Genomic DNA, 16,444 nt, shown 5'->3' with positions numbered 1-16,444 from the left:
ATAGAATTGTTTTTACAAATATTATGCTTTCTTAAGGTACAAGCAGTCTTATCTTGCAGAAGTAAGGCAACGTTGCGTGGTTCCCGGTTGCATTTTCGCGTAGACATAAGTTTAAGGATCGATTCCATCTCTGTCATCTCACGATCAAGTCACAGCGTAACAGAAAGAAAACCGATCCATGCAACAAGACCTTATCTATGCGGGAATAACGTTAAAGACATTCTCCATCATTCGTATTAAGACCTATCGGTGTAACCTCATCCTTATATATTCAACAATAAACGATTCAATAAACGTGGTGTGTCGGCTACTATCCAATCAACTTCTACAACATAATATCCTGGCTCTCTATCTGGAAAAGTTACTTCCATCATTTTAGAAGGAGCTAATGTATGATCCCAGTAAGGAAATTTATTAGAAAGTTCACTATAAATTTCTTCTAAATTATCGTGTTTCAGTCTATTTTCAAAGGTAAACTCTGCCTTTGTCATTTGCACTATATAACCGCGAGTTTTATGTGACGCAGTATAATCCCATTCTATTGTAAGTTTTTTCTCACCCTCTAATGATATAGCACAGTTTATCCAGTTAAACGTTGGATCTTTTAATTCCACTCTTATTGCTTCATTAGTAGCATTTACCCAATCTGTATCATTTGTACGCCCACCATTAAGAATATGCCCATCTAGTGGTAGCGGTTCCCCTGCGACATCATTTCCAAAACGCTCATCACTCCCTTTCCCTGTTTCAAATTCGTTAAGTTTCCACTCTTCATCTATTGGCTTCTTATCTACACAAACTTTTCCCATTGTGTAAAGTGGGAATATTATTCGACCATGTTTTGGAGTTGGTTGATTGTGTTGTTCTTCATTTTTCATAAATTCGACCTTTATTTAAGTTAAAAATATTAAGTAACTACAAAATACTAAATGTAGTTATAGTAATATAAAACTTAAATTGTTTTTGATATTATAATAAAAATACAGCTTCATAATACCGGACAGCAATGTCTAGCATCCTAGGAGTCAATCCATGCAAGCAACAAAGTTAGAACCTAGGCTGAAGAATTTTGATTTTAAAGATTTTTTATTATATAGCTATGGCTGGGTTACGGTAATAGTGTCTTGAAACGTGCCGGCAAGAGGTTGTGACGACAGGCGTGCATATACGGTATAGTTTTTTGTGACCGGTTCAAGACCCAGTGTATATAGCTATCGGTAAATGTTACAGTACTACTAGTACCGTTACTGAGGATTTAAGTAAAACCGGTATCTTTATGCAAATTATAATTCAGCCTACGTACCCCATTAATCATATTTCTTGGGTTATAAATATTAGCAGCTCCCGTACTAAAAGTTACGGTATAGCTAACAAGTAGTGATAATAAAGCACTACAAGTAACTGAAGCAGTAACGGAAGTTGTGCTAACGGCACCGACATTAAAACTACCGAAATTTACGGTTGGAACTGACGGATTACATGTTGCAAGTAACGCCATAGCATTTCCTGATATAATCATGTTGATTAATAATATTATTATTGATTTCTTGACATTGCTTAAAAAGTATTTGTCATACTGTGGTCAAGCCATGGTATGACAACGGAGCGTTTTTTAGTCCACACAGAAGTAACAATAAAGTCTTCATTTGCATATTGCTTCGCCTAAATCAATTACAGGGTCATTCAAATCTCCATTAACCGGTACGCTAAAATGACAACATTTATTATTCTCCTCATTCTCGTCACAAATAGAACCGTTTAACTTTAATATCATTAATATATATCTTACCGTCATAGCCTACAAATATTTCTTCATCTAAACCTTCAATACTCACGTACTATCAAATGGAATAAAATGTTTATTACTATCAAATACTGTCATTTCAATGCTTTTAATTATTTTAATATTAAAGTCTAATAATACCGCTGATTTTGTTTTTGGAGCAACTTTCAAAGCAATTTCTTCAAACTCTGTATTAAGAGGTAGATTTTCATCGTCTAGTCTTATTTCGGAAGGAACATACGGTGTTAAGTTAGGTACAAGCATTTTACCTTTATCATCGGTATCACCCGCTAATAGATTATTATTATAAACCCCGACATTCTTTAAACTATTTACTTTAATCAAAGCAAGACCTCCGTTAATCGGTCTTGTCGCATAATAGCTTTTATCAATAGAGAAAATTCCTCCTGTGATATTAAACTGTTTCATTATTTCGGTATCATTGTTCTGCAGATAAACTCCAATATCATTATTTTTACCGTTACGGTTAACTTGTACATTGTAATTTGTAGCTTTAGTCTTGATCAGGTTAGCATTATATCCCCATCCCATATTTGAAGTAATCGGCGAGGAAACACCAAGTTGCTTCGTATGATATTTATTTTGATATAAATCGGTTAATGAAATGCTTTTATTGGAATCTAAATTTAAGTTAAATGGGTATATAGGCAAAATTATTTTTACGTTTACTGTTTAAATCGGTACCTATAGTAAAACTTAAGAAACCAATCGGTATTACCGCAGCTAGCTGAAATCTGATAATTTAAACTTGAGAAAATTTTATCGGGATAGTTATATACGTCCTGATAATTACTATTATTCCAATCTAAATTACTATTAATATCAAAATATTCCGATTCATAAGTATAGCCGCAATTAATTCTTTGAGAGCGACCGAAATTTTTGATATTATTTGCAGCTGAAATGCCTATAATGCTAAAATTTTCGATTTTTAAATTATTAGTTACCCCTACTACTCCATTATTTTTTAAAAATTCAAAATGTCCGCCGCTTGTTAAATAATCATTCATACCAAGCATATAATCAGTATTTAGAACTAAATATTTATAAGCATTGCTATATATAGTAAAATCTTGTCTTTGAAAACCTGCTTCGTAAGAGAAATGTGAAAGCTCGGGACGTAATAAACTCGATGATGCGTAATAAGGAATAGTAATTGTCTGAACTTTACCGGTTATATCTTGCGTTTTAACTATTAAATCACCTCTACCGGTGATAACTGGAATATTGGTTATATCAAAATCCCCAATATGAGCTTTAGCATTATATATAGGTATACTATTTGAAAATATCTCTATACTGCTTGGAAGTTCTGATTTCCCTCTAAAATCCAGTAACGGATAGGTAACTAAATTCGGTCTAACTGCAAAATTAGTAGCATACTGAATACCGGCAAATCTAGTTGAATTAGACCAAGAAGACACTTTAGTTATGCTATCCCCTACCCGTCAATTAGTCATCTTATCCACATTCTCATATGTCCAATTTGTGTCTAAACGTGTAAATTTATTTTGGTTTTTTGTGGTATTTGTGATTTTAGAAAAATTTGATTTAACGGCTTCAGTTTGAAATAAGAAACTATAACTATATACACCGTTTTCAGTGAAATAATTGAGTTCTTCTACTCCGGCTAAATAATTAATATCATCATTTGGACTAAGAGTCACATCATAGTTTAAATATACCCCACTAATAAGTTTAGTATCGACGTTCTTCATAGGACCACCCGAAGCATCAAATGATTGAGGTTGCATTTTTTCTGCTGGAAAAGTAATATTTAAATCTAAATTCTCAAAGTTTAAATCATATTTAGTACCCTCAAGCAAATCTAAATTAATATATGCAGTATCATGATAATTCACTAAACCCTGCTTAAGATAAGCTTCTTGAACATCAAAATGTTCTATATCTTCAAGAGGAATTAAATAATGACCTTGAGCGTTTTGCACTATAGTCGGCAATATATCGGTTTCGGTATAATTAACTTTTAACGAAACAATCAATTCACTCTCACCCGCAATTTCATTAGCGCTATTCTCAAATTCTACTGCTAGAAGTAATTGGGGCAATAACCCTAACTCCTGATCCTCATGTACGTTTGTATCCGCTGCGATTCAAGGCAAAGTATCGCCAAGAGATTCAGAGATAACTCCATCTGCAAAACTCACCGGTATAAAAAAATAATACCTATAAAAACTGATATTATTGTATTTAAAAAGCACATTGCTTTAATTTATTTAGTGTTAAAGGTTTTTAACCTGATATTGTTATAGGTATACTATGCTGAACAACAAGATCTACGGTGGAGGTAATACTATTCTCTAACTTCACTCTACAAGGTAATTCTTTTATAAAAATTCTATAGTCTTTTGCTTTAGTAGAATAATTCTGTGTGTTTTTTAAAGCTACCCGTATCAATTGTATTTTACCATCATGTAAGGTAAATGTTACCGGAGTTGCCACTAAATCTTTAGTTTCTTTATATTCTTCTATACCATTTTTATATGTACGCTTTAAAAGAATTAATTGAACCTTTTTAGGTGCATAATTATTATTTTGCATCGTCATAGTTGCTATTCTATTACCTTTGTTTATCTCTATATTGACAGGTACGATAGTGGCACTGGCAAAAGAATTAAAAGTCAAGAATATAGATAGGATAGGTAGAAATCTTAAAAAATATTTTTTCATAATATCAATATGCCACGGGTTACTGTAATTGTATCATTATAAGTATCGGAAGGAACATTTGCTCCTTGAGGTATTTTGCCGTATATTGTGAGCGTTTGATCTAGTCCTGTTCCAATTACCCAGTCACTTGACTGTGATTTCCCCAATTCTGTGTTCTCCCTGCATTGGAGTAAAGATTATAAGGTAAATAACTAGTAGTGTTAACAAGACCAGTCATTTTACGGGTACTAGTTGTAGCAGCAGGTGCAGTACCGGCATTTAATGACACAGTATAATTAGTACCTAAAGTACACTTTATTATAATTGTATTTGTTTGCAGAGCGTCGACAGTTGGAACATACGTACCGAAAGCTAAAGGAGTAGCCGTAACTATACAAGACGGTAAAACCGTCGCACTAACAAGGAAAAAAGCATTAGCGGAGGAGGCAAAACTATTGCCCGTACTTATAGTTAAGATAATATAATAAAACCGATAATATTTCGTAGAATCTTAATTTTCATAATTTATAATAAAAATAATTAATTTCTATTATTAATCTTTTACAAAGTTTAACGATTTTACAAGGCTAGTTTAAGAAATGGTTATATTTAAATATGAATTGATGATATTTTCCCCACAGAATTTGTTTTGGTTTTTCTTTAAATTTTATTTTTTACATTAAGATATAATGAATATAACCCAAATTAGCTATAAATAGAAATATAATTGACCACTTTATTTGACTATTATAGTATAATGATACTTTTATTTTTTGCAGGTTATAAAATAACTATTAAAATAGCAATCAGTCAATTTAAATCTCATTGCCTTGCAATAATAGAAAAATTACAAACAGATAAAGAATCTATTATAATTACCAAAAGAGATAGGGAAGTAGCACAAATATTACCTATAAATACTAAAAAATCTCATTATTCGGTATGCTAAAAAACAAAGCCGAGATAAAAGCGGATATATTAAGAACCCGTAGAAGAAAAGTGGAATGCAGCACAACCTTTAAATGCATCTCGTCTAGTATAATATCCGACAGTTTTTAAAAATCCCCCTGCGAAAGTGTTGGATTTCTATAAATATACTCACATAACCATTGATTATTTCCTCAATATCCAATAAAATCCTTTTTAAAATTTAAATATAAAAAGTATGTATAATACTGATGTTGTAATAATAGGTGCCGGTCCGGTTGGATTATTTGCAGTTTTTCAAGCAGGAATGCTTGGCATGAAATGTCATGTTATTGATGCACAAGAAGTCATCGGCGGTCAGTGTATTACCTTATATCCTGAAAAGCCTATTTACGATATACCGGCATATCCTAAAATTGCAGCAGAAGAGCTAATAAAACAGTTAGAACTTCAAGCAGCTCCTTTTAACCCTATATATCATTTAAATCAGCAAGCTATAGAGCTAAATAAACAAGATGATTTTTTTGAAATTAAAACCTCAAAGAACACTCTTATTAAAAGCAAAGTTATTATTATTGCAGCAGGAGCAGGTTCATTCGGTCCAAACAAACCGCCCCTTGCGAATATTGAAGATTTTGAAAGCAAGTCGGTTTTTTATTTCATCAATGATAAAAGCAAATTTGCGGGTAAAAATATAGTTATAGCAGGCGGCGGGGATTCGGCTGTTGACTGGGCTATTTCTCTTTCAGATATTGCAAATAAAATATATTTAGTACATAGGCGGGATAAATTTACAGCAGCTCCTGAAAGCGTAAGGCAATTAAGGCATATTGCAGAAACCGATAAAATCGAGTTAGTAACCGGTTATCAATTAAATGCTTTAGATGGTAATAATAGTGAACTTCAATCGGTTATAGTTAAAGATTTACAAAATAATACTCGCAAATTGGATGCCAATATATTACTACCTTTTTTTGGTTTAAAACAAGATTTAGGTAGCTTAGCAAATTGGGGTTTAAATGTTAAGCTTCACCATATTGAAGTAGACTCTTCCTATTATCAAACTAATATAGAAGGTATTTACGCCATTGGCGATATTGCTCATTATGTCGGTAAGCTTAAGCTGATTCTTACGGGTTTTGCTGAAGCAGCAAGCAGTCTTCATCATGTTTATAGTAGAGTATTTGACGGCAAGGCTCTACATTTTGAGTATTCTACTACCAAATACGGGGAAAAGAAGTAAGAGCGTTACTAAATAAAGAGATCGTCATTGCAAGTAACCGTAGAGAGCGTGACAATCTCATGAAACAATAACAAACTCCTGAGATTGCTTTGTCAATTACTTACGTAATTTCCTCGCAATGACGTTAAAACTGAACGGAGACAAAAATAAGAGTGAATAATATAATTGACGGTAAAGCATTAGCCAATGAGATACTAGCAGACTTAAAGCTAGAAATTCAAGAACTTACAAGCCAAACCAACGCTTCACCGAAGCTTGCTATAGTCCTAGTAGGCGATAATCCGGCAAGCATTATTTATGTAAGAAACAAAATAAAAAATGCACATAAAATAGGAATTTATACTTTATTAGTAAATCTATCTACTACTATTCATACTAATGATTTAATATCAAAAATCAATGAGTTAAACCTTGATAACGAGATTTCAGGAATTATAGTTCAGCTTCCTTTGCCAAGCTCCATAGATAAAAATAAAATTTTATCGGCAGTATCACCTTCTAAAGATATCGATGGTTTCCACCCTTTAAATGTCGGTTACTTACATAGCGGGATTAGTCAAGGCTTTATTCCCTGCACTGCTCTTGGTTGTCTTGCAGCTATAAAAAAATACAAACCTAATTTAACCGGTAAAAACGTTGTAATTATTGGACGCTCAAATATAGTAGGAAAACCTTTAAGTGCTTTACTGTTAAAAGAAAATTGCAGCGTTACTATTTGTCATTCTAAGACACATAACTTAAGCTCTATTACTTCTAAAGCCGATATTGTCGTTGCTGCAATAGGCTCACCTTTAAAATTAACTGCAGAATATTTTAATCCTGAATCTATAGTAATTGATGTAGGCATTAATAGAATTAGCGGCAATAAAATTATCGGTGATGTTGATTTTGAAAATGTTCAGTCTAAAGTAAAATATATTACTCCCGTCCCAGGCGGCATCGGACCGATGACTATTGCATTTTTACTTAAAAATACGGTTAAGGCATTTAAGGATTCCTTATATACTCTTGATAAGTGAAAAGTAGATAGACGACGCCAATTTTTCAAATTAAACGAGTATCTTATAAACATTTGCAAGTTCTACATAATTTCTTACATTATCTTGCATATATTCTAAATCTTGATCGGTTAAATATCTAACAAATTTTGCAGGAGATCCCATCCACAATTCTTGAGATTTAATTATCTTCTTTGGCGGGATAAGACTTCCTGCAGCAATAAAAGCATATTCTTCTATTACTGCATAATCCATTATCGTAGCACTCATACCGATAAAAGCATTATTATGTATTGTACAGGCATGAATAAGAGAGAGATGACCGATAGTTATATTATCGCCTATTTCTACCGGTCCGTTAAATCTTGAAGTATGAATTACACTACCGTCTTGTACGTTAGTTAGTATTATTTCCTATTTTTATCGATTCAACGTCGCCTCTAAGAACCGTATTAAACCAAATGCTTGAATTACTACCTATTCCAACATCTCCTATTAAAGAGCTGCTTTCGGCAATATATGCACTTTTATCGATTCTTGGCGTAACTCCTTTGTAAGGGATAATGAGCATTAATTATAATCTACCCAAGAAATATTACCGTCTTTACGATAATAAACTATATTGATACGATCATTATTTATATTTTTAAATACTACTGCGGGTAAATCTTCTAAATCCATTTTCATTACCGCTTCTTTTACTGATAATTTTAATATTTCTACAGGCTTTTCAGCGATAATTGCTGGATTATCATTATCTTTGGCGTTAGAGGTTTCACTATCAGATTGCGGATTAATAATATATTTGGTACCTTCGTAAGCAATTTCTGATATTTTTACTTTACCCGCATGATGATTTTTGAATTTTGATTTATATTTTCTAAGCTGTTTTTCTAGTTTTGACATAGCTTTATCAAAAGCTACATATATATCGCTACAACTATCATTACTTTTGACTATATTATGTTTACCTAAGCCATATTTTACTATAATATCACATTTAAAGTTAATTCCCTCTTTTGAAAAATGTATACCTATATTTATTATATCGGTAAAATATTTTTTAACGACTTGCGTAGCCCTCTCTTTTGAATATTCTTGTAAATTATTACCGATAGAAATATGTTGACCTGAAACTGAAATAATCATAAATAACCTTTATAATCTGAAATAATTAATATATAGGCGTTACTAAGTAACACCTATACAATTAATTTATATTTAGAGTAATTTCAAGTTTTATTACAAATTAATTTATTTAAACTTTAGCCGCAGAGTTTAGGACGCTTATCCTTATTTTGTTGCGATTTAATTAGTTTTTTAGCAGTCTTTCTTACATAATTAGGCTCAATGCCGATTTCTAGGCAGGTAGCATTAAAATTTTCATTATTTTCAAAAAGCCATTTTTTAGCGTTATATTCTGCTTTTGTTGCCTCTTTCTTGGTAGAAGTATTAGTTGCATCTATTATTGCCTGCATAATAATAGCACTTCTAAGAGCAATATCAAGTATAGGATTATAAAGTTTAATACGCTCAAAAGGAGTAGTTAATTTAATGACATATGGTTTAGTCATATAAAACCTCTAATAATTATTAATAAAGTAGGATTTTTATTAATATAAATGTAACCAATAGGTTTTTCTTTTTTAATAAAGTCCTTAAAAAGTATAATAATTTTCAAGGCTTCAACTAGTAGTGACTAATTTGGATTAATAGAGATATCTAGTAATTATAATATAAGGAATAAGCTATAAAATCTAAACGTTAGGTTCTGTATATTTTTTGATAAAATACGATATTTTACTCTTGCAGAAATAGAAGAATTGTTATATACATTGTTATCTTTTATGTATCCTCAAATGATTTCAAGAATTGAATTTTATTTTGAGAGGTGAGCACCCGCAGCCTATACTTAATAGATGAGGATGCAATCCTTGATAAAATGAAAGAGCAATTCTTAAAAGCAGAAGGGTATATAAGGGGGTGTAGCTCAGTTGGTTAGAGCGTCTGCCTGTCACGCAGAAGGTCGCGGGTTCGAGTCCCGTCGCTCTCGCCAAGCCCTTTCAGGGTTTCGGGATTTCCCGTCGTTTTCTAAAAAATCCATATGCTCCTTTTATTCGCCTTTTATTTTAATTGTTATATTAAACTCTTTTAAATTCCGAATTTTAAATATTATAAAAAACTAACTTTGTATATTCCTTAAAGCAACCTCAACTCATTTATTTGCACTTTTAGTTAAATTTCTATTGTTTTCTTAAAACTTCTTGTTATGATTCTATCTATAAACTCATTTTTAATAAAATATTAAAATTTATAGAATTTAATAAGAAAATAATTATGTTTAGATGGTTTCAACCCTCAAATCAAGCATTAATAAGAACTATACAGAAAGAAAATACCGCAGAAGCACAAAAATTAATTGCCGCAATGGATATTACTGAATTAAGTAAAGTTAGGGATATTTATATTAGCAGGGCTATTTGCAGCATCCGTACCTATATTTTGAGTTACATTACCGTCACCTATAAAATTCACACCACCGGTGCTAAGTACTGCTCCATTTGCTCCTACGCTACCTGTTACCGTTCCATCACCTGCAAATATTAACTTACCGCTTCCGTCTCCGGCAGTAGTTGTCACTGCTCCGGTTAGCGTAACCCCATCTGCTAAAGCTAAGATAGAGCCATTCTTATTTAAAGCTACGGGAACAAATACATTAGCTGAGAACGTAATGGGGTTTACTCCGATATTTACGAATTTTAAGCTGCTGCCGTTAGCTCCAATCATACCGTTAACATTACCGCTTTGTATTGTCAGTGTTCCTTGGTTATTTGCAGAGGTTGTAACTGAACTGGTCATACCATTTACTATTAACTCACCATCTGCTCTAAATAATATGTTACCACCCGCTCCTAGGTCTAAAGCTTGGTTAAATGTTACCTGCTGTTCATACTAAGTAACTTCGTAAATACCGTATTATCGACTACAACATCACCTGCTCCGTCTACTATGAAATTCTTAAGGCGATGGGTATTATCCTGCCCTATAGTATAAGGTCCACCGTTATTTGCTATAGTTAGGTATTTTGTGATTGCTCCTATTCTCACTATTCCATATTCATCATTGCCAGATTTGTTTAAATTATTATATAAGGTAAATTGCCTATCATGTATGTTACTAGTATTCACTAAATCTAATTCTGAATTTGGTCCTTCAAATATTATCTTAGCACCGTTATTTAGCAAATTTACATTCCCATTTGCTGCATCTATTGTATATGTCGTATTATCCGCTATTCTAATATCACCTACATCTCCGGCACTTGGATCATTGATTGTTAAATTAGCATTTATTTGTATTTTTGCTTTTATAGCGTTTAATAATGCAACATTGATTGTATTTTCGGTATTTATTATTAAAAAGTACCGCCGCCTAGCATTACTATTATTAAAAGTAATACCTCCTACATCTAATAGACCGTTAACACTTATAGTTCCCGAAGCTAAAACACTATCTGCAAAAACAATACTATTTACCGTAGTATTACCTTGTAAATCAAGAGTCTTACCATTACCTCCATTACACTGAAGTATATTGAAATTATTTATATTTCTGTTAAGTGTAGCATTCCCTATAAAATTTAATGTACCGTTTACTCCGTTAGCACCGTCTATATTACCCGTAACCGTTATGTCGTCATCTAAATTAAGTACGGACGTATTACTATTGTAAATTAATATTAGTAGCTTTTAATATTGTAGAATTAAGTGTTGCCGACCCAAGTAAAACATTTACTGCGGCTAATGAGCCTATATTACCTATATCGCCTGTTATTATGTTACTACTACCAAGATCATGAGCTAGATTTAGTATCCCTTGACCGTCAATGCCGGTAGTATTATTTATATTACCCGTTAACGTTGTTATATTACTATCAAAAAGAGTAAGTATAGGGTTATTGTTAGTAAGATTTATATTTGCAGCATTAATTGTAATATTACCTGCTCTGGGCATATAAATCTGTGCTTCCCCGTTTCCTACATTTATTCCGGAAAGAGAGTTAGTTAGACCTGTGTGATTTAATATAGTACCCGTACCTGCAAATGTTATTGTACCGTTATTGCCAGCTACCGTATTATCTATCTGAGTTGTAATATTTAGACCGTTATTAATTTGTAAAGTAGAATTCTTACCGGCGAAATCTATATTACTAAATGTTTGATTACCGACTCCGGTAATAATTGACGTAACATTATTATTAATAAATTTAAGAGGACCGAAATTAGGAGTAAGACCTACTGTTGCACTAAGAGCACCTATTGATACATTTTGACTTACCTCAACCCCACCAAAAGCAGGTAGTGCTATTAATGTATTTATCCCGCCAATAACAGCATTTGCTTTATCTGCCGATATTTTAATTCCAAACCCTCCAACCGCTATTTGAATAATATTGCCATTATTCAATACTCCTCCTACAAGACCAGCACCGGTACTCAAGCTTACGCTACCGAGATTAGGAATTGTTGCTCCTGCAGTATTAGAGCTAGTGAATAATGTTCTGCGTAATGATGCCGTTGCTAAAAATTTTCTTAATATTTTTGATTCTTTCATTAATATTAACCCCAATACATTTAATTAATAATTTGTAGCAACTTTTTTACAACAATAAAATAGAAGCAGATAGAGCTAGATTCAGAAAGCTTTAGACAAGATGAATTGACGACTGAGCCTGCGGAACGTACAAAAGTACGTGAGCAAAGGCGAATGTCAGAAAATTCACTTGTATCAAGCTTTCTGAACGATGCTGTACCAAAAAAATATTGTTACTTGGTAGTGTAGAAATTTAATTATGTATTTAGAATTAAGTTAAAGGAATTTCTCAATGAAAGTTGGAAAGCAGAAAGATAAACTAAGCTGTTTTGTCTTTTATTGTAGGCATGGATTTTACTACCTCGGATAAGCCGCTTTGAGTAGCTGCCGCAGTAGTAGCAGCATTACTGTGTCACCCCCCCCACGCGGGGTCCATAAAAACAATAAAGAATACTAAAATTATTAGTATTTTTAACTGGATCCCGTGGTCAAGCCACAGGGATGACAGAGGTGAAATTGATCCACGCAACAATATAGTCAATTCAGCCCAATTTAGTGACAGGCGTAAGGAAGAAAGCTTATAATAAAGATAGTCAGGAATTAAGCAAGAAAAATCGCATTTTGATTGAAAAGTCAAAAAGAATTACTTTACTATAGCTTGCATTAATTTAATATATGATATTTTGACTATTAACAAATCTCTATTTATTTATCGGTATTCCTACCAAAGCATGCTTAAGTACTTGATCAATATTTGATACAGATATAATTTCTAGGCTTTCTTTTATATTTGGCGGTATATCTTTCAAATCTTTGACATTCTCTTCAGGAATCAACACGGTTTTAATACCTCCCCTACTTGCAGCAAGTAACTTCTCTTTAAGACCACCTATAGGTAAAACATTGCCTCTTAAAGTAATTTCACCAGTCATTGCTACAGTATGATGTACGGGTATTTTAGTCATCAACGAAACAATAGTCGTAAACAAAGCACAGCCGGCAGACGGTCCATCTTTTGGAATAGCTCCAGCTGGTACGTGAATGTGAATATCAAAATCTTTATAATTGTCGTACTTTAATCCAAAATTTGTTGCTCTGCTTCTAAAACAACTATAGGCAGCCATTGCCGATTCTTTCATAACATCACCAAGTTTTCCGGTGGTCTTTATTTCACCTTTCCCTGGAAATGCTAAAGCCTCTATAGTTAAAAGCTCTCCGCCTACTTCAGTGTAAGCAAGTCCCGTAGTACTTCCTATTTGATCTTCTGTCTCGGCAAGCCCGAAATTATATTTCTTAGCTCCTAAAAATTCTTCAAGATTATTACTATCTATGGCGATATGCTTAACACTTTTATCTGCTAAAATCTGCTTTAATGCTTTTCTAGTTAATGCCCCTATTTCACGCTCTAAAGCTCTTACACCTGATTCCTTGGTATAATATCTAATTAAATCCAAAATTGCTGTCTCGGATATAGTAATTTCATCTTTTTTGATTTTATGCATTTTAAATTGTTTTGGAACTAAATAATTTCTGGCAATTTGGAGCTTTGCTTCCTCTACATAACCGGAAATATATATTTTTTCCATTCTATCACTTAAAGCTCTAGGTAAATCATGAGAGTTAGCAGTAGCAATAAATATTACATTTGATAGATCATATTCTACTTCTAGATAATGATCAACAAAGTGACTATTCTGCTCAGGGTCTAATACCTCAAGCAAAGCGGATGCCGGATCACCTCTAAAATCAGAACTCATTTTATCGATTTCATCAAGCAGCATTACAGGATTACTAGTCTTAACTTTCTTAAGTTGACCTAAAATTTTACCAGGCATTGATCCAAGGTAAGTTTTTCTATGCCCTCTGATTTCTGCTTCATCTCTAACACCGCCGAGCGCAAGTTTAGTATATTTTCTGCTCATTCCTTCGGCAATAGATTTTACAAGTGAAGTTTTACCGACCCCTGGCGGACCTATTAAACATAATATAGGTCCTCTAATTTTACTTGAACGCTGTAATACCGCTAAATATTCTATAATTCGTTCTTTAACTTTTTCGAGTCCAAAATGGTCACGATTTAAAATTTTCTCTGCTTGGTTAATATCTATTTTGCTATTACTATACTTACCCCAAGGTAGGCTAAGCAATGTCTCAAGATAGTTACGCGTTACTCCCGACTCCGCTGACATTTGGTTCATGGTACGGAGTTTCTTAAGTTCAGCCTCAGCTTTTTCTTTTGCTTCTTTTGATAATTTTAAACTTTTAATTTTTTTCTCAATATCGGCAAGTTCTGATTTATCTTCATCAAGCTCTTTTTGAATAGCTTTCATTTGTTCGTGCAGATAATAATCACGCTGCGTTTTTTCGATTTGCTTTCTTACTCTTTGCTGCAATGCCTGCTCGGTTTCTGAATTTACTATATTGGAAGTAAGCGTACTAATAACCGTAGTGATACGCTTAAAAGGACTAGTTTCTTCTAATAAATGCTGCTTTGCCTCAAGTGAAGTTATCAAATGTGAGGCTAATATATTTATAATATCTATGAAATTAGTACTATTACTTATTTCTTTATTGATAGTTTCAATAATTTCTGCATTAACTTTCTTATCATTAATCGCATATTGACTAAATAGTTGTACTGCATTATCAACGAGTGAACGCATGTTATTAACGTCAAATATTTCTTCATCCGGAATAATTTCGTAATTTGCTTCAAAAGCTCCCTCGCCTTTGATATTGCTTAGCTTTACTCTTGCTACTGCTTCTATTAAGATTTTTGCCGTATTATTAGGCAGCTTCACTATTTGGATAATCTTGGCAAGTATAGCTATGTTATAAAGTTCGTGTGTACTAGGGTTTTCTTGATCAAATTTTTTCTGTAAAGTTACTAAAATATATTTACTATTATCCTCCTCAGAAATGGTAGTATGAGAGAGTGCTTGCAGCGATTTTTGCCTACCCACAAAAATAGGAGCAATCACTCCCGGGAATACTACCATATCTCTCAGTGCCATTAACGGAAGGGATTTTTTATTCATCAATTAAAACCTTTTAAAATTTCTAATTATTAACTATATAATATAGTATCAACCTGATTTCAAGCTACCATTATTAATTATATTTATGAATTTATTACTACAACCTCCTCAAAATATAGCAGCCGCACATAATAGAATAAAACAATATCTACATTTAACTCCGATCGTTCACTCTGAAAGCTTAAATGAGATGCTCGGTCATGAGATTTTTTTTAAGGTTGAATCATTACAAAAAACCGGTGCATTTAAAGTTAGAGGCGTATTAAATCATTTATTAGAATTAAAAGAGCAAGGAAAATTACCTGATAAAATAGTCGGTTATAGTACGGGTAACCATGGAATCGGTCTTGCTTATGCGAGTAAATTATTCGGTATTAAAACAAGGATTTATTTACCGTTAAATACTTCAAAAGTAAAACAGCAAGCAGCTCTTTATTACGGCGGTGAAGTTATATATACATATACTCGACAAGAAGCGGAAGAAAAAGCAAAAGAAGATGAAAAGCAAGGATTTTACTATATGCATCCTTCCGATAGTGATTCTACAATAGCAGGAGCAGGCACGTTATGCTATGAAGCATTACAGCAGCTAGGTTTTAGTCCTGATGCTATTTTTGCCTCTTGCGGCGGCGGTGGTTTAATTTCCGGCGCATATCTTGCCAAGGAATTAATATCACCGACAAGCTTGTTAATAGGTTCAGAACCTTTAAATGCCAATGATGCTTATTTATCTGTTAAAGATAATAAAACATATAGATTTAACTATGCTCCGAATACTATTGCGGACGGTCTTAAAACCTTGAGTATATCAGCTCGTACATTTGAATATCTGAAAAAACTTGATGATTTTTATTTAGCAGAAGAACATGAAATATATTACTGGACGGCGTGGCTTACTCATTTACTTAAAGTAATATGCGAGCCGTCAAGTAGTATAAACATGGTTTCAGTGGTAAATTTTTTAAAAACACAATCCAAACCTCAAAAATTACTAGTACTAATCTCAGGCGGTAATATCGATCCTATTCTTTATAATGAATTATGGAAAGAGGAGTATTTAAGCATCTCACCTAAATCTTTATGTTCTGATGTCATTTCTGCGAAAGCAGCAATCTAGTAACCTTTAATGTCATACCGCGACTTGATCGCGGTATCTTAGGACTCAGCTGGT

At 32.9% G+C, this 16,444-nt stretch carries 15 protein-coding genes, 1 tRNA gene and 4 pseudogenes; 5 read left to right on the top strand and 15 right to left on the bottom strand.

The features are described 5' to 3' along the window. Positions 1-263 precede the first annotated feature (263 nt). The 8 genes and pseudogenes from O6R16_RS05100 to O6R16_RS05065 all read right to left on the bottom strand — a co-directional run bounded on the left by O6R16_RS05100 (position 264) and on the right by O6R16_RS05065 (position 4,868). Positions 264-878 (bottom strand): lytic polysaccharide monooxygenase, encoded by a 615-nt coding sequence (locus O6R16_RS05100; protein ID WP_499680280.1) that lies wholly within the window; start codon positions 876-878, stop codon positions 264-266. A gap of 147 nt (positions 879-1,025) precedes the next feature. Further along, positions 1,026-1,519: pseudogene (locus tag O6R16_RS05095) on the bottom strand (spore coat protein U domain-containing protein). A 123-nt stretch (positions 1,520-1,642) separates the two neighbouring features. Continuing rightward, positions 1,643-1,795, bottom strand: coding sequence for a hypothetical protein (locus O6R16_RS05090; RefSeq protein ID WP_499680279.1), 153 nt, complete (start codon positions 1,793-1,795; stop codon positions 1,643-1,645). Positions 1,796-1,831: 36 nt separating this feature from the next. Next, on the bottom strand, positions 1,832-2,455 hold the full coding sequence (locus O6R16_RS05085; RefSeq protein WP_499680278.1) for a fimbria/pilus outer membrane usher protein: 624 nt from the start codon (positions 2,453-2,455) through the stop codon (positions 1,832-1,834). Between the two features lie 14 nt (positions 2,456-2,469). Next, positions 2,470-3,228 (bottom strand): fimbria/pilus outer membrane usher protein, encoded by a 759-nt coding sequence (locus O6R16_RS05080; RefSeq protein ID WP_499680277.1) that lies wholly within the window; start codon positions 3,226-3,228, stop codon positions 2,470-2,472. 24 nt (positions 3,229-3,252) lie between these two features. After that, on the bottom strand, positions 3,253-3,873 hold the full coding sequence (locus O6R16_RS05075) for a hypothetical protein (RefSeq protein WP_499680276.1): 621 nt from the start codon (positions 3,871-3,873) through the stop codon (positions 3,253-3,255). A 184-nt stretch (positions 3,874-4,057) separates the two neighbouring features. Beyond that, on the bottom strand, positions 4,058-4,372 hold the full coding sequence (locus O6R16_RS05070; RefSeq protein WP_499680344.1) for a fimbria/pilus periplasmic chaperone: 315 nt from the start codon (positions 4,370-4,372) through the stop codon (positions 4,058-4,060). A 119-nt stretch (positions 4,373-4,491) separates the two neighbouring features. Next, positions 4,492-4,868 (bottom strand): annotated as a pseudogene (locus O6R16_RS05065) (Csu type fimbrial protein). A 393-nt stretch (positions 4,869-5,261) separates the two neighbouring features. Here O6R16_RS05065 and O6R16_RS05060 point away from each other — a divergent pair. The 3 genes and pseudogenes from O6R16_RS05060 to folD all read left to right on the top strand — a co-directional run bounded on the left by O6R16_RS05060 (position 5,262) and on the right by folD (position 7,663). Next, a pseudogene (locus O6R16_RS05060) lies at positions 5,262-5,516 on the top strand (type II toxin-antitoxin system Phd/YefM family antitoxin). 123 nt (positions 5,517-5,639) lie between these two features. Beyond that, on the top strand, positions 5,640-6,644 hold the full coding sequence (locus O6R16_RS05055) for an NAD(P)/FAD-dependent oxidoreductase (RefSeq protein WP_499680275.1): 1,005 nt from the start codon (positions 5,640-5,642) through the stop codon (positions 6,642-6,644). A gap of 152 nt (positions 6,645-6,796) precedes the next feature. Further along, a complete protein-coding gene (gene folD / locus O6R16_RS05050) occupies positions 6,797-7,663 on the top strand; it encodes a bifunctional methylenetetrahydrofolate dehydrogenase/methenyltetrahydrofolate cyclohydrolase FolD (RefSeq protein WP_499680274.1) in 867 nt (288 codons plus the stop codon). A gap of 30 nt (positions 7,664-7,693) precedes the next feature. On the opposite strand, the pseudogene O6R16_RS05045 reads toward folD, so the two are convergent. The 3 genes and pseudogenes from O6R16_RS05045 to O6R16_RS05035 form a co-directional block, all read right to left on the bottom strand. After that, positions 7,694-8,213: pseudogene (locus O6R16_RS05045) on the bottom strand (gamma carbonic anhydrase family protein). Then, positions 8,213-8,791, bottom strand: a complete 579-nt coding sequence (gene hpf / locus O6R16_RS05040; RefSeq protein WP_499680273.1) for a ribosome hibernation-promoting factor, HPF/YfiA family — start codon at positions 8,789-8,791, stop codon at positions 8,213-8,215. The pseudogene O6R16_RS05045 and the gene hpf overlap by 1 nt, the downstream one beginning before the upstream one ends. A 116-nt stretch (positions 8,792-8,907) precedes the next feature. Then, the gene (locus O6R16_RS05035) at positions 8,908-9,216 is read right to left on the bottom strand and encodes a hypothetical protein (RefSeq protein WP_499680272.1); all 309 of its coding nucleotides are present in this window, start codon (positions 9,214-9,216) and stop codon (positions 8,908-8,910) included. 405 nt (positions 9,217-9,621) lie between these two features. Here O6R16_RS05035 and O6R16_RS05030 point away from each other — a divergent pair. After that, positions 9,622-9,698: transfer RNA gene (locus tag O6R16_RS05030), tRNA-Asp, on the top strand. Between the two features lie 386 nt (positions 9,699-10,084). Here O6R16_RS05030 and O6R16_RS05025 read toward each other — a convergent pair. The 4 genes from O6R16_RS05025 to lon all read right to left on the bottom strand — a co-directional run bounded on the left by O6R16_RS05025 (position 10,085) and on the right by lon (position 15,273). Then, complete coding sequence (locus tag O6R16_RS05025; RefSeq protein ID WP_499680271.1) at positions 10,085-10,501, bottom strand: hypothetical protein; 417 nt, start codon at positions 10,499-10,501, stop codon at positions 10,085-10,087. A 77-nt stretch (positions 10,502-10,578) separates the two neighbouring features. Next, a complete protein-coding gene (locus tag O6R16_RS05020; RefSeq protein ID WP_499680270.1) occupies positions 10,579-10,887 on the bottom strand; it encodes a hypothetical protein in 309 nt (102 codons plus the stop codon). Positions 10,888-11,365: 478 nt separating this feature from the next. Beyond that, positions 11,366-12,256 (bottom strand): hypothetical protein, encoded by an 891-nt coding sequence (locus O6R16_RS05015; protein ID WP_499680269.1) that lies wholly within the window; start codon positions 12,254-12,256, stop codon positions 11,366-11,368. Between the two features lie 680 nt (positions 12,257-12,936). Further along, positions 12,937-15,273, bottom strand: coding sequence for an endopeptidase La (lon, locus tag O6R16_RS05010; RefSeq protein ID WP_499680268.1), 2,337 nt, complete (start codon positions 15,271-15,273; stop codon positions 12,937-12,939). A gap of 85 nt (positions 15,274-15,358) precedes the next feature. On the opposite strand from lon, the gene O6R16_RS05005 reads away from it, so the two are divergent. Continuing rightward, the gene (locus O6R16_RS05005) at positions 15,359-16,390 is read left to right on the top strand and encodes a serine/threonine dehydratase (protein WP_499680267.1); all 1,032 of its coding nucleotides are present in this window, start codon (positions 15,359-15,361) and stop codon (positions 16,388-16,390) included. Positions 16,391-16,444 lie beyond the last annotated feature (54 nt).

The organism is Candidatus Rickettsia tasmaniensis (genome assembly GCF_036857515.1).
In the GTDB taxonomy this organism is placed as follows: domain Bacteria; phylum Pseudomonadota; class Alphaproteobacteria; order Rickettsiales; family Rickettsiaceae; genus Rickettsia; species Rickettsia rickettsii.
This window is presented reverse-complemented; position numbering and strand designations above follow the sequence as displayed.